Genomic DNA, 11,707 nt, shown 5'->3' with positions numbered 1-11,707 from the left:
GCGACTTCGCTGGACTATTTGGTCAGGCTGACTATCTCGCCGGAGGTGCCTGGTGTCGGTGGACGAACTGGACGGCCGGATCCTGCGGTTGTTCGCGGCCGAGCCGCGGGTCGGCGTACTCGAGGCGTCGCGGCGGCTCGGGGTCGCACGGGGCACGGTGCAGGCGCGGCTGGACCGGTTGCAGCGCGACGGCGTGGTGCGCGGGTGGGGCCCTGACATCGACACGACCGCGATCGGCTACCCGGTGACGGCGTTCGCGACGTTGCAGATCGAGCAGGGCTCAGGCCATACGACGGTCGCCGAGGCGCTGGCCCGCATCCCCGAAGTACTCGAGGTCCACACGATCACCGGCGCCGAGGACCTGTGGTGCCGCATCGTCGCACGCTCCAACGCGGACCTGCAGCGCGTGATCGACCAGGTAGTCATCGTCCGAGGCATCCAACGAGCCTCCACAGTCATCGCGCTGGCCGAACAGATCCCCCACCGAGTACTCCCCTTGGTAGAAGCAGCCACGAAGAACTAGGCGAGGCGTTTGGCTACTTCTACTGCGGCTCGGGCTACTCGGGGGCCTACGAAGTCTCGGTCGAGTTTGCCCAGGACTACTACGCCGATGGAGGCTTCTACGCCTGGGACGCCGAGGACCGGGGAGGAGACGCCTTGGGCGCCTGCCTGTAGTTCGCCCGAGGTGACGACGAAGGGGCGGCCGGCGGGGTCGGGTTTGCGGCGGCCGGCCAGGATCGCTTTGCCTGCGGCGCCCTGGTCCAGCGCGTGGCGGGAGCCCATCCGGTACGAGACATGGAAGTCGGTCCAGCTGGGCTCGATAACCGCGATCGCGAGCGCCTCCTCACCGTCCGCGACAGTCAGGTGCGCCGTCGCGCCGGTGTCCTCGGCGAGCGAACGCAGTACCGGAAGCGCAGCATCTCGCAGCGTCGGCTGCACGCGCCGGCTGTAGTGCAGTACGGCGAGACCGAGCCGGGCTCGCCCCTCGCTGTCACGGCGCACCAGCCGATGCAGCTCGAGCGTGTTCACCAGGCGGTACACCACGGTCCGACTGACCCCCAGCGCCGCGGCGAGCTCGGTGATGGAGAGCCCGTCCGGGGCATCCGCCAGCAACTCGAGGACCGTCAATCCCCGGTCGAGCGTCTGCGAGGTCTCGGCTGGCACGGTGCCAGGGTATCCGTTATTCGGGCGCGGACCGATGGCCCCGTATCTTGCTGCCGTGCGAAATTACTGGTCGCTGCTCCCCGCCGTCATTGTGGCCGTGGTGCTGATCCTGGTTTATGCCATCCCGACCTTGATCAACCCGCAGTGGACGAGCTCGATCATGGCCCTGTTCCGCACCGCTCCGATCCCCGCCGACGCGACCCCGGAGGAGGCCCGCCGCGCGGCCGGAGTCCTCGGACCGCAGCAGCTGAGGAGCCGCCGGATGCTCGCCATCGCGCTGGTCGTCGGCGCGCTGATCCTGGTCGGCTTCAACATCTCCTTCAACCGCGAAGCGGTCGGCTGCTACAAGGCCGCGAAGGCGTTCGGCGCGACCGACGGCCCGGACATGAAGGACCCGTGCGTCGACATGGTGTTCGGCACGTTCCTCGGCGACGGCAAGGGCCCCAGCTCGGAGAAGAACCCACAGCCCGTGCAGTACTACCAGCTGATCAAGGGCAAGAAGCCGCACTACCTCAAGTGGATCCAGAACGCCCCGAAGTACGACGAGTACGACATGGTGATCGGGACGGGCCTGTCCTGCGCCGGCGACCTCCGGGTGGACGAGCAGGACGACAAGGTGCTGGTGTTCGTCGACGTCGACACCCCGTGCCCGCCGGACAGCAACGCCTCGCTGACCCCGTTCAAGCTGAAGAAGCCGCTGGGCGATCGCAAGATGGTGACCGTCGGCGACAAGCCGATGACCGAGATCAACCCGGACATGGACTCCTGGTTCACGGTCCTGAAGAAGCTCGCCACCGGCGGCTGATCAGCTAAGCGCGCGGGTTTGCGAGTCGTAGACGCGGAACGGCCGGTTCCGGGCGAGCAGGATCAGCAGGCCGGTGATGCAGACCGCGGCACCTCCGAGCAGCGCGATCGTGGGGCTGGTCAGCGACGCCGTCGTACCCGCGACGAAGTCACCGAGCCGCGGCCCACCGGCCACGACGACGATGAAGACTCCCTGCAGCCGCCCTCGCATCGCATCCGGCGCCGCTGACTGCAGCACTGTGTTCCGGTACGCCGAACTCACCATGTCGGCCGCACCGGACATCGCGAGCAACGCCACCCCCAGCCAGATCGTCCGCGAGAACCCGAACAGTCCGACGGCGGTGGCGTACGCCGTGATGGCCAGCACGATCGCGACGCCCTGGCGGCGTACGCGGGTCACCCAGCCGGAGAAGATGACGCCGATCAGCGCGCCGATTGCCGGTGCGGCCTGCAGCAGCCCGACCGTCCGTACGCCGCCACCGAAGAACGCGCCGGCCACCGCCGGGAACAGCGCCCGCGGCTGCGCGAACACCATCGCGAAGATGTCCGCGAGGAACGTCGCGAGCAATGCCGGCGCGGCACGCAGGAACGTGAAGCCCTCGAGCACCGACCGCAGCCCGGCCCGCCGGATCGCGCCTGTCGGCGGCACCGCCGGCAGCCGGAACAGCGCGTAGAGCGCGGCGGTGAACGTGATGACATCGACGAGGTACGCCGCCGCGAACCCGTGCCAGGCGATCACCGCCGCGCCGAGCAACGGCCCGGCGGTGAAGCCCAGGTTGAACGCGGCCTGGCTGAGCGTGTTCGCGGCCGGCAGCAGCTCGGGGCGGATCAGCCGCGGGATGATCGCGGACCGCGCCGGGTTGTTGACGGCGAAGCACGCCGACTGACAGGCGACGACGGCGTACAGAACCCACACCTTGCCCCAGTCCAGCTGCGACTGCAGCACCAGCACCATCGACAGCAGCCACAACCCGGTCGAGGAGACGAGCGACAGGATCCGCCGGTCGATCGCGTCGGCCATCGCCCCGCCGTACAGCCCGAAGACGACCAGCGGGACCAGCGAGAACAGCCCGACGACACCGACCGAGAACGTCGAATGCGTGATCGCGTACACCTGGATCGACACCGTCACCGCGGTCATCTGCTGACCGAGCTGCGACACCGTCGACCCGATCCACAACCGCCGGAAATCGGCTGACTCACGCAACGGACGGATGTCGGTGAGCAGACGCACAACGACAACTTATGTCACACCGTGAAAGATCAAACAGCCGGGAACAGCTCGTGGTCGAGCGGTGCGCCGACGGTCAGGCCGAGGCCGTCGGTGACCACGTGACGGGCGCCGGTGTACGTCGCCTCGGCGTCGAAGTAGATGTTGACGTGCGCGATCCGCGGGTCGTCGGTCAGGTTCGGTGTCGCCGAGTGCGCCAGGTACGCGTTGTGGAAGGTGCAGTCGCCGGCCTGCAGCGGGATCGTCAACCGCTCCTCCCAGCGCAGATCGGGCGAGGCGCGGAACAGGTCGTCGCGGTCGGACAGGTCCTGGCTGCGCAGGTTCTGGTGGTCCTGCGAGCCGGGGATGAACGTCATGCAGCCGCGCTCGACCGGTACGTCGACCAGCGCGATCCACGCCGACAGCGAGGCGCGGGAGCCGGCATGCGGCCAGTACGGCGCGTCCTGGTGGAACTCGGTCGCGGCGCCGTTGTGCGGCGGCTTGATCAGCAGCTGGTCGTGCCAGATCCGCAGCGGTACGCCGGCCAGCGCGGTCGCCGCGGCGGCGAGGCGCGGGTCGAGGGTGAGCTCACGCAGTACGTCGTTGTCGCGCCAGACGTTGACGTACTGGTTGAAGATCTTCGACTCCTTGAACAGGTCGTCGGCGTTCGCGGTCGCGGCCACCGCGGCGTCCCGGAACCGGGCCGCTTCCTCGCGGCTGATGATGTTCTTGATCCGCACTACGCCGTCGCGGCGGTAGGCGGAAATCGTCTCTTCGTCGAGGGTGAGCGGTGTCGTAGGCTCGGTCGTGGTCATCGAGGAGCTCCTGGATTCCGTTGACTGGAAGGTGATTCCAGACTCGCTGTTCGCCGCTGCTGCGGACAGGCAGTGGTTGACCAGGACTTGACTGATCTTGACCTCCTGGAGGCGGTCGTGCACAACGTGCTGAGCAGCGAGGTGTTCCCGGATCCACGGCTACCGGTCGCGGGCGAGCGGCTCGAGCTGGTCGCGGACGTCGCCGTCCACAGCCACGCCTTCTTCGAGATCGCGGTGGTGGTCGCTGGGCGGGGCGTGCATGTGTCGGCGGCCGGCGAGGTCGAGCTGGCGCCGGACTCGGTGGTTGTCCTGCGGCCGGGCGAGTGGCACGGGTACGTCGACTGCGCCGGCCTGGTCGTGCGCAACGCCTACCTGGGACCGGATGTGTTCGGGCTCCTCTCCGGCGCGCTGGTGCCAGGCGGTCCCAGCACCCGCGCGCCCGCGCACCCCGCCGTCCAGCATGCGATGCGCCTGCTGGAAGCCGACCTCGCCGAGCCGTGGACGCTCGAACAGCTCGGAGCACGCGTCAACCTCGCGCCCGGTTATCTGATTCGGCTCTTCGGCAAGTCCGTCGGCATGTCCCCCATCGCGTACCTGAACCGCATCCGCGCCGAGCGAGCCGCCGGCCTCCTGATCGAGACCGAGCTCCCGGTCGCGAGCGTCGGCGCGATGGTCGGCTGGCACGACCCCAGCCACGCCACGAGAAGATTCCGCTCAACATTCGGACTGAGTCCATCCCAGTACCGATCCGCCTTCAGACCGTAAGCAAAGATGTGGGTATGACGTCGTCGTTGCAAACGCCTGACCCGAATCCCGGTTGGCTGTCCGAGTTCGCGCTCGCCGAGACCCGGACGCGGGTCCCGATCCTGTACGTCGAGGCCGTGCCGGCCCGGGTCGACGCCCTGGGCCAGATCGAGCACATCGGGGTCCTGCTGCGGACCTCGGCCGCGACCGGCGAGATCATCCGCACGCTGGTCTCCGGCCGGGTCATGCACAACGAGTCGATCCGCGACGCGCTGCAGCGCAACATCGAGAAGGACCTCGGCCCGGCCGCGTTCCCGCGCCTGCCCGCCACGCTGGTCCCGGTGACGGTCGCGGAGTACTTCCCGTTCCCCGGCGTGACCCCGCTGCACGATCCGCGCCAGCACGCGGTCGCCCTCGTGTACGTCGTACCTGTGACCGGCGAGTGCAACCCGCGCCAGGACGCCCTCGAGCTGACCTGGCTCACCCCCGAGGAAGCCCTGGCGCCGAGTCTCCTGAACGACCTCGAGGGCGGCCGCGGTCAACTGCTCAAGCAGGCCCTGGCCTGGTCCGGTGCCATCGTCTGACACTCCGCAGGAGCTACCAGGCGAGGCGTCCCTCCTCGGCGTACACCCCGCCGGTCGGACCGTCGGCGCCGAGCGTCGCCAGTCCGACGGCGACCGCCGCACCCTGGGCAGGCGTCCGCGCGGCGCTCCACCCACCCATATCGGTTGCGCAGTTGCCTGGATCGGCAGCGTTCACCAGGATGCCGGTGCCGCGAAGTTCGTTGGCGAGCATGACCGTGACCATGTTCACCGCGGCCTTCGAGGAGTTGTAGCCGAGCGTCAGCACGGTCGACATCCGCGACGCCGGATCCCCGACCTGTTCGAACGACGCCAGCGACGTGGACAGGTTCACGATCCGCGCCGCGTTCGCCTTGTGCAGCAGCGGGAGGAACGCCTGGGTGACCCCGACCAGCCCCAGCACGTTCGTCTCGAACGCCTCCCGCAGTGCGCCGGCGTCGATCCGCGACACGGCATCGTCACCCGCCGGGATGATCGCGGCATTGTTGATCAGCACATCCAGTCGCCCGTACGACGCCTCGACCCGCTCGGCCGCCGCCCGGACCGACACCTCGTTCGTGACCTCCAGCTGGACCGCGACCACATCGAGGCCCTCGGCAACCAGTTCCTTCACCGCGAGCTCGCCGCGCTCGACGTCGCGTGATCCGAGCAGGACGGTGAACCCGGCCTGCCCGAGCTGCCGCGCGATCTCCTTGCCGATGCCCTTGTTGGCGCCCGTGACGAGCGCGATCTTGTTCGTGTTCATGCCGTCCACGCTCCGGCGGATCGTGCTGCCCAGGCAGAGCGAGCCGACCCTGGGATCGGCAGTCCCTGGCTGGGCCGTCTCGTCAGCTGCGATCCTGGGACCGTGGATCGGGACGGACTGGCCGAGTTCCTTCGGGTACGCCGGGAGGCGCTGCAACCGGCCGATGTCGGCCTGCCCGCCGGACTGCGCCGCCGTACGCCGGGTCTGCGCCGGGAGGAGGTGGCGAGCCTGGCGACCATGTCGACGGACTACTACACCCGCCTCGAGCAGGGCCGCGGCCCGCGCCCGTCCCGCCCAGTCCTGACCGGTTTGGCTCGGGCGTTGCGGTTGTCCGACGCCGAGCGCGATCACCTGTTCCGGCTGGCCGGCGAACAGCCCGGTCCGCCGCCGGGACCACCCGCCGACGTACGGTCCGGCGTACTGCGGATGCTCGCGCGGCTCGACGTACCGGGGTTGGTGCTCGACGCGAAGTACGACGTACTCGCGTGGAACCCGTTGGCCGCGGCGTTGATCACGGACTTCTCCGCGTTGCCGCCGCGGGAACGGAACCTGCTGCGGCTGCGGTTCCTGACCGATGGGCAGGATCGGCAGGCTCGGCTGTTCGGCGAGGATGCGACGCGGGAGTTCGCCCGCGAGGTCGCGGCCGACCTGCGCGCCGCGACCAGCACGTACCCGGACGATCCGGAGCTCGCGCGGCTGGTGCGTGACCTGCTCGACGGCAGTCCGGAGTTCGCGGAGATCTGGGCCCGGCACGAGGTCGGGCGGCAGCAGTCGCTGTGCCAGACGATCTTCCATCCGCAGGTCGGCCGGATCGACGTGATCTGCGAGGTCCTCGTGGTCCCCGAGCGCGATCAGCGGGTCGTGCTCTACACGGCCGAGCCCGGCTCGGAGTCCGACCAGGCCATCCGGCTGCTCGACGTGATCGGCATGCAGGAGCTGGCAACCCGCTCCTGAGTCAGCCACCGCCGGGACCGACTCAGGCCCGGCGCTGGGTGGCCCAATCGCGGATGAGCTCGATGCGTTCCTTCAACTGGATGGAGGACGCATGGGCGGCCGCAGGGCCGCCGAGTTTGCGCCTCAGGTCGTTGTGGATAACCCCGTGGGGCTGACCGGTGCGGTGGTGCCAGGCGGCAACCAGACCGTTCAGCTCGCGGCGCAGGAGGGCGATCTGCTCGTGGGTGGCCAGCTCGGTCGGCGTCGGGTCCTCGCGTTCCGGCGCACCGGAGCCGCGTTGGCCGCGTTTCTGTGCAGCCACGGACTTCTGCTGGCGCTTCTGCAGGAGCTCGCGCACCTGGTCCGGCTCCAGCAGACCGGGCAGGCCGAGGAAGTCCAGCTCCTCGTCCGACGCCTGGTCGCCGCCCGTTCCGTAGTCGCCGCCGTCGAAGACCACCCGGTCGAAACTCGCGTCCGACCCGAGCGCCTCGAAGTTCCCCTCGAGCTCGTCGCTGGCGCCCTCGGTCTGGTTCGCCTGCTTCAGCAGGTCGTCCTCGAGCGCGAAGATGTCGCCGTCGTCGTTGCTGTTCTTCCGGCCGAGGACGTGGTCCCGCTCGACCTCCATCTCGGCCGCGAAGCCGAGCAGCCGGGTCACCGACGGCACGAACACCGACGCCGTCTCACCCCGCTTCCGCGCCCGCACGAACCGTCCCACCGCCTGCGCGAAGAACAGCGGCGTCGAGGTCGGCGTCGCGTAGACCCCGACAGCCAGCCGTGGCACGTCGACGCCCTCGGACACCATCCGCACGGCGACCATCCAGCGCGAGTCGCCCTCGGAGAACTTCTGGATCTTCTTGCTCGCCGCCTTCTCGTCGGACAGCACGACGGTCGGCGCCTCGCCGGTCAGCTCGCGCAGCGTCTTGGCGTACGCGCGGGCCGTGTTCTGGTCACCCGAGATCACCAGCGCACCGGCGTCCGGCATGTGCCGCCGTACCTCGGTCAGCCGCTTGTCCGCGGCGGCCAGGACGGCCGGCATCCACTCGCCCGTCGGGTCCAGCGCGGTCCGCAGCGCCTGCGCGGTCAGGTCCTTGGTGAGCGGCTCGCCCAGTCGCGCGGCCACCTCGTCACCGGCCTTGGTCCGCCAGCGCATCTCACCGGAGTACGACATGAAGATGACGGGACGTACGACGTGATCGCGCAGCGCGTGACCGTACCCGTAGGTGTAGTCCGCCTTGCTCCGGGCGACGCCGTCGTGGCCCTCCTCGTACGTGACGAACGGGATCGGGTTGTCGTCACTGCGGAACGGCGTACCGGTCAGGCAGAGCCGGCGTGCCGCGGGCTCGAAGGCCTCGCGCACACCTTCACCCCAGCTGAGCGCGTCGCCGCCGTGGTGCACCTCGTCCAGGATCACCAGCGTCTTGAACCGCTCGGTCCGGACCCGGAACGCGAGCGGGTTGACCGCGACCCCGGCGTACGTCACCGCGACGCCCTGGAAGTCCTTGTTGGTCTTGCCGCGCCGCCCGGCGAACGCAGGGTCGATCGCGATCCCGGCCCGGTCCGCGGCCTCGGCCCACTGGACCTTGAGGTGCTCGGTCGGCGTGACCACGGTGATCCGCTCGATCACCCGCCGGTGCAGCAGCTCGGCGGCCACGGTCAGCGCGAACGTGGTCTTACCGGCGCCCGGCGTCGCCACCGCGAGGAAGTCCCGCGGGTTGGCGTCGAGATACAGCTTCAGCGCCTCGGACTGCCACGCTCGCAGCTTGCTCGCGGTACCCCACGCCGCACGCTCCGGATACGCCGGTGGAAGAACGGCTGGCGCGGCGGGCAGATGCGAATCCACGGACGGCATACTCCCCCGATAGTCGACTGTCGGCCGTGCAGGAACGTTACCTGACGGACGTGACAACCGTCGTACGGCATGTCGGGGTACGGGCAGTCTGTGGATAAAGTTCCCGGATCGTCTGGTGGGACGTCATACACTCGGGGGTATGAGTACTCAGCTGACCCCGGGTGCGGAGACGGTTGTCGATGAGCGGACGCAGCCGCTGGAGGGCGGGGACCACGAGCGGTTCTCGCACTACGTGCCGAAGGACAAGCTGACCGAGGCGATGGTGATGGGCACGCCGGTGGTGGCCCTGTGCGGCAAGGTGTGGGTGCCGAGCCGCGATCCGGAGCGCTTCCCGGTCTGCCCGGAGTGCAAGGAGATCTGGGACTCGCTGAACCCGGGCGACGACAAGGGCGGCGACGACGGCGAGTAGCCCGCGCTAGTTCATCGGCTAGTTCATCGGCTAGTTCATCGTGGGGTCGTCGGGGTACGTCGCCAGGTAGGCCATCTGGTCGCTCTGGCGGCGCAGGACCCGGCGCCACAGCGTGTCCGGGTCGTGCCCGAACACGTCCTCGGTCACCGACTCCACGACGTACCAGGCGCCCTCGGCGATCTCGCCCTCGAGCTGACCGCTGGACCACCCGGCGTACCCGGCGAAGATCCGCATCCGGGCGATCGCGCCCTCGAGCAGCACCGGCGGTACGTCGAGGTCGACCAGACCGATCCGGCCGAAACACTCGCGCCAGCCGGGCGGATCCGTGGCCTCGACCACCTCGGCGACCGCGAGCGCGCTGTCGGTCCCGACCGGCCCGCCCATGAACAGCACACCGGGCTCGTCCACGGCCGTCGACCAGTCCGGGAGCACCTGGTTCACGGCGAGGTCGGCGGCACGATTCACCACCACGCCCAGCGCACCGTCGTCGTCGTGGTCCAGCAGCAGGATCACCGACCGGCGAAAGGGCGGTTCGTCGAGCAACGGGGTCGCCACCAGCAGCGATCCGGTCAGGGTCGAGACCGTCATACCTCCATCATGGCGTACGACGGTTCGCTCTACTGCGTGTTTTGCCGGCGATCCAAGCTCCGAGCGCGACCCCGACCAGGTCGGCCAGCACATCGAACGGGTCGCCGTCACGCTGAGGCAGCAACCAGTGCTGCACCAGCTCGCTGACGATCGCGTTCGCGGCCAGTGCTCCCAGCAACCATCGTCCGGGCACGCCGACCTTCAGCCCGGTGAACGCGACCGCCGCGAACAGGAAGCAGTGCGCGACCTTGTCGATCTGCGGGATCCCGATGTGCGGACCCGCCTCCCGCGGCGAGTACACGCCGTACAGCTGCAACGCCACCGCGGCGACGAACGCGATCCGCCAGAGCCAGACCGTCCGCGCCGTCCTCGTCTCGTCCGCTACCCGCACGGTCACGCCGGAGTGTCGTCCGGGTAGTTCTCGTGCGCCGGCGCCTTGCCGCCGGCCGCGTCGCGGACGGCGTGCGCGACGCGCGTGTGCACCTCGGGGTGGAAGACGCTCGGCACGATGTACGTCGCGTTCAGCTCCTCGTCCGTGACGACGCCGGCGAGCGCCTTGGCGGCCGCGAGTTCCATGTCGACCGAGACCTTCGACGACTGCGCGTCGAGCAGACCGCGGAACACGCCCGGAAACACCAGCACGTTGTTGATCTGGTTCGGGTAGTCGCTGCGGCCGGTCGCGACGACCGCCGCGTGCTCGCCGGCCTCGGCCGGGTCGACCTCGGGCACCGGGTTCGCCAGCGCGAACACGATCGAGTCCTCGTTCATCGTGGCGATGTCGGCGCCGTCGAGGATGTCCGGCGCGGAGACGCCGATGAACACGTCGGCGCCCGCGAGCGCACCCTTCAGGTTGCCGCTGTACTTCGCCGCGTTGGTGTTCTCCGCGATCCAGCGCAGCTCCGGCGACAGGCCCGCGCGCTCGGTGTGGATGATGCCGTCGACATCAGCGACCACGGCGTCCTTCACGCCCGCGGCGAGCAGCAGTTTGAGGATCGCCGTACCGGCCGCGCCCGCGCCGGACAGCACCACCCGCACGTTCGTGATGTCCTTGCTGACCACGCGCAGCGCGTTGTAGAGAGCAGCCAGCACGACGACCGCCGTACCGTGCTGGTCGTCGTGGAAGACCGGGATGTCGAGCTCCTCGCGCAGCCGGGCCTCGATCTCGAAGCAGCGCGGCGCGGAGATGTCCTCGAGGTTGATGCCGGCGAACCCGGGGGCGATCGCCTTGACGATCTGGACGATCGCGTCCGGATCCTGCGTATCCAGGCACAGCGGCCAGGCGTCGATCCCGGCGAACCGCTTGAACAGCGCGGCCTTGCCCTCCATCACCGGCAGCGCGGCCTTCGGGCCGATGTTGCCGAGCCCCAGTACGGCGGAACCGTCGGTGACGACCGCGACGCTGTTGCGCTTGATCGTCAGCCGGCGCGCGTCGTCCGGGTTGGCCGCGATCGCCAGGCAGACCCGCGCGACCCCCGGCGTGTAGATCATCGACAGGTCGTCGCGGTTGCGGATCGGGTGCTTGGCCTCCATCGAGATCTTGCCGCCGAGGTGCATCAGGAACGTCCGGTCCGAGACCCGGCCGATCTCGACCCCCGGCACGGCCCGCATCGCCTCGACCAGCCGGCCGGCGTGCTCGGTGTCGGCCGCGGCGCAGGTGACGTCGATCCGCAGCCGCTCGTGGCCGGACGCGGTCACGTCGAGCGCGGTGACCAGACCGCCGGCCTGCTCGACCGCGGTCGTCAGCTTGCTCACCGTCGAGCCACCCGCGGGCACCTCGAGGCGAACGGTGATGGAGTACGAAACACTCGGCAAGGCAGTCACGCGGGTGATCCTCTCACGTCACTGGTAATGCCCCGAGGTTACGT

General features: G+C 69.4%; 14 protein-coding genes. 6 read left to right on the top strand and 8 right to left on the bottom strand.

The features are described 5' to 3' along the window. Window positions 1-58 precede the first annotated feature (58 nt). Window positions 59-523, top strand: coding sequence for an Lrp/AsnC family transcriptional regulator (locus tag AB0J62_RS19625; protein WP_363872485.1), 465 nt, complete (start codon window positions 59-61; stop codon window positions 521-523). On the opposite strand, the gene AB0J62_RS19620 is transcribed toward AB0J62_RS19625, so the two are convergent. Next, window positions 520-1,164: a helix-turn-helix domain-containing protein gene (locus AB0J62_RS19620; RefSeq protein ID WP_130444922.1), complete on the bottom strand. Its 645-nt coding sequence runs from the start codon at window positions 1,162-1,164 to the stop codon at window positions 520-522. The genes AB0J62_RS19625 and AB0J62_RS19620 overlap by 4 nt on opposite strands. A gap of 55 nt (window positions 1,165-1,219) precedes the next feature. Here AB0J62_RS19620 and AB0J62_RS19615 point away from each other — a divergent pair, with 55 nt between their 5' ends. Beyond that, window positions 1,220-1,969: a hypothetical protein gene (locus AB0J62_RS19615; RefSeq protein WP_363872481.1), complete on the top strand. Its 750-nt coding sequence runs from the start codon at window positions 1,220-1,222 to the stop codon at window positions 1,967-1,969. Here the strand turns inward: AB0J62_RS19615 and AB0J62_RS19610 are convergent, their stop codons facing one another. Together AB0J62_RS19610 and AB0J62_RS19605 are read right to left on the bottom strand one after the other, a co-directional pair. Beyond that, window positions 1,970-3,202 carry an MFS transporter gene (locus tag AB0J62_RS19610; protein ID WP_363872478.1) on the bottom strand — a complete coding sequence of 411 codons (1,233 nt, stop codon included), beginning with the start codon at window positions 3,200-3,202 and terminating at the stop codon, window positions 1,970-1,972. A gap of 29 nt (window positions 3,203-3,231) precedes the next feature. Continuing rightward, on the bottom strand, window positions 3,232-3,993 hold the full coding sequence (locus tag AB0J62_RS19605) for a phytanoyl-CoA dioxygenase family protein (protein ID WP_363872475.1): 762 nt from the start codon (window positions 3,991-3,993) through the stop codon (window positions 3,232-3,234). Window positions 3,994-4,080: 87 nt separating this feature from the next. On the opposite strand from AB0J62_RS19605, the gene AB0J62_RS19600 reads away from it, so the two are divergent. Continuing rightward, window positions 4,081-4,758, top strand: coding sequence for an AraC family transcriptional regulator (locus AB0J62_RS19600; RefSeq protein ID WP_363872472.1), 678 nt, complete (start codon window positions 4,081-4,083; stop codon window positions 4,756-4,758). A gap of 14 nt (window positions 4,759-4,772) precedes the next feature. Further along, window positions 4,773-5,321, top strand: a complete 549-nt coding sequence (locus AB0J62_RS19595) for an NUDIX hydrolase family protein (RefSeq protein ID WP_134104901.1) — start codon at window positions 4,773-4,775, stop codon at window positions 5,319-5,321. 13 nt (window positions 5,322-5,334) lie between these two features. Here the strand turns inward: AB0J62_RS19595 and AB0J62_RS19590 are convergent, their stop codons facing one another. Continuing rightward, the gene (locus AB0J62_RS19590; RefSeq protein ID WP_363872467.1) at window positions 5,335-6,063 is read right to left on the bottom strand and encodes an SDR family oxidoreductase; all 729 of its coding nucleotides are present in this window, start codon (window positions 6,061-6,063) and stop codon (window positions 5,335-5,337) included. Window positions 6,064-6,165: 102 nt separating this feature from the next. Here AB0J62_RS19590 and AB0J62_RS19585 point away from each other — a divergent pair, with 102 nt between their 5' ends. Further along, entirely contained in the window at window positions 6,166-7,017 is an 852-nt protein-coding gene (locus AB0J62_RS19585; protein WP_363872463.1) for a helix-turn-helix transcriptional regulator, read from the top strand. Between the two features lie 22 nt (window positions 7,018-7,039). On the opposite strand, the gene AB0J62_RS19580 is transcribed toward AB0J62_RS19585, so the two are convergent. Further along, window positions 7,040-8,845: a DEAD/DEAH box helicase gene (locus tag AB0J62_RS19580; RefSeq protein WP_363872460.1), complete on the bottom strand. Its 1,806-nt coding sequence runs from the start codon at window positions 8,843-8,845 to the stop codon at window positions 7,040-7,042. Between the two features lie 139 nt (window positions 8,846-8,984). On the opposite strand from AB0J62_RS19580, the gene AB0J62_RS19575 reads away from it, so the two are divergent. Continuing rightward, on the top strand, window positions 8,985-9,254 hold the full coding sequence (locus AB0J62_RS19575; RefSeq protein ID WP_363872457.1) for a DUF3039 domain-containing protein: 270 nt from the start codon (window positions 8,985-8,987) through the stop codon (window positions 9,252-9,254). A gap of 30 nt (window positions 9,255-9,284) precedes the next feature. Here the strand turns inward: AB0J62_RS19575 and AB0J62_RS19570 are convergent, their stop codons facing one another. Genes AB0J62_RS19570 through AB0J62_RS19560 form a run of 3 tightly spaced genes read right to left on the bottom strand, consistent with a single transcriptional unit; the run spans window position 9,285 to window position 11,663 of the window. Next, a complete protein-coding gene (locus tag AB0J62_RS19570) occupies window positions 9,285-9,842 on the bottom strand; it encodes a YqgE/AlgH family protein (RefSeq protein WP_363872454.1) in 558 nt (185 codons plus the stop codon). A 7-nt stretch (window positions 9,843-9,849) separates the two neighbouring features. Further along, window positions 9,850-10,239: a VanZ family protein gene (locus tag AB0J62_RS19565; protein WP_363872451.1), complete on the bottom strand. Its 390-nt coding sequence runs from the start codon at window positions 10,237-10,239 to the stop codon at window positions 9,850-9,852. Beyond that, window positions 10,236-11,663 (bottom strand): NAD-dependent malic enzyme, encoded by a 1,428-nt coding sequence (locus AB0J62_RS19560; protein ID WP_363872448.1) that lies wholly within the window; start codon window positions 11,661-11,663, stop codon window positions 10,236-10,238. The genes AB0J62_RS19565 and AB0J62_RS19560 overlap by 4 nt, the downstream gene beginning before the upstream one ends. Window positions 11,664-11,707 lie beyond the last annotated feature (44 nt).

This window comes from Kribbella sp. NPDC049584 (genome assembly GCF_040675555.1).
GTDB lineage: Bacteria > Actinomycetota > Actinomycetes > Propionibacteriales > Kribbellaceae > Kribbella.
This window is presented reverse-complemented; position numbering and strand designations above follow the sequence as displayed.

Bases quoted from the DNA above. Each gene is read 5' to 3' on its own strand.
- AB0J62_RS19575 (WP_363872457.1), top strand. From the start codon at position 8,985: ATGAGTACTCAGCTGACCCCGGGTGCGGAGACGGTTGTCGATGAGCGG.
- AB0J62_RS19605 (WP_363872475.1), bottom strand. From the start codon at position 3,993: ATGACCACGACCGAGCCTACGACACCGCTCACCCTCGACGAAGAGACG.
- AB0J62_RS19590 (WP_363872467.1), bottom strand. From the start codon at position 6,063: ATGAACACGAACAAGATCGCGCTCGTCACGGGCGCCAACAAGGGCATC.
- AB0J62_RS19570 (WP_363872454.1), bottom strand. From the start codon at position 9,842: ATGACGGTCTCGACCCTGACCGGATCGCTGCTGGTGGCGACCCCGTTG.
- AB0J62_RS19595 (WP_134104901.1), top strand. From the start codon at position 4,773: ATGACGTCGTCGTTGCAAACGCCTGACCCGAATCCCGGTTGGCTGTCC.
- AB0J62_RS19580 (WP_363872460.1), bottom strand. From the start codon at position 8,845: ATGCCGTCCGTGGATTCGCATCTGCCCGCCGCGCCAGCCGTTCTTCCA.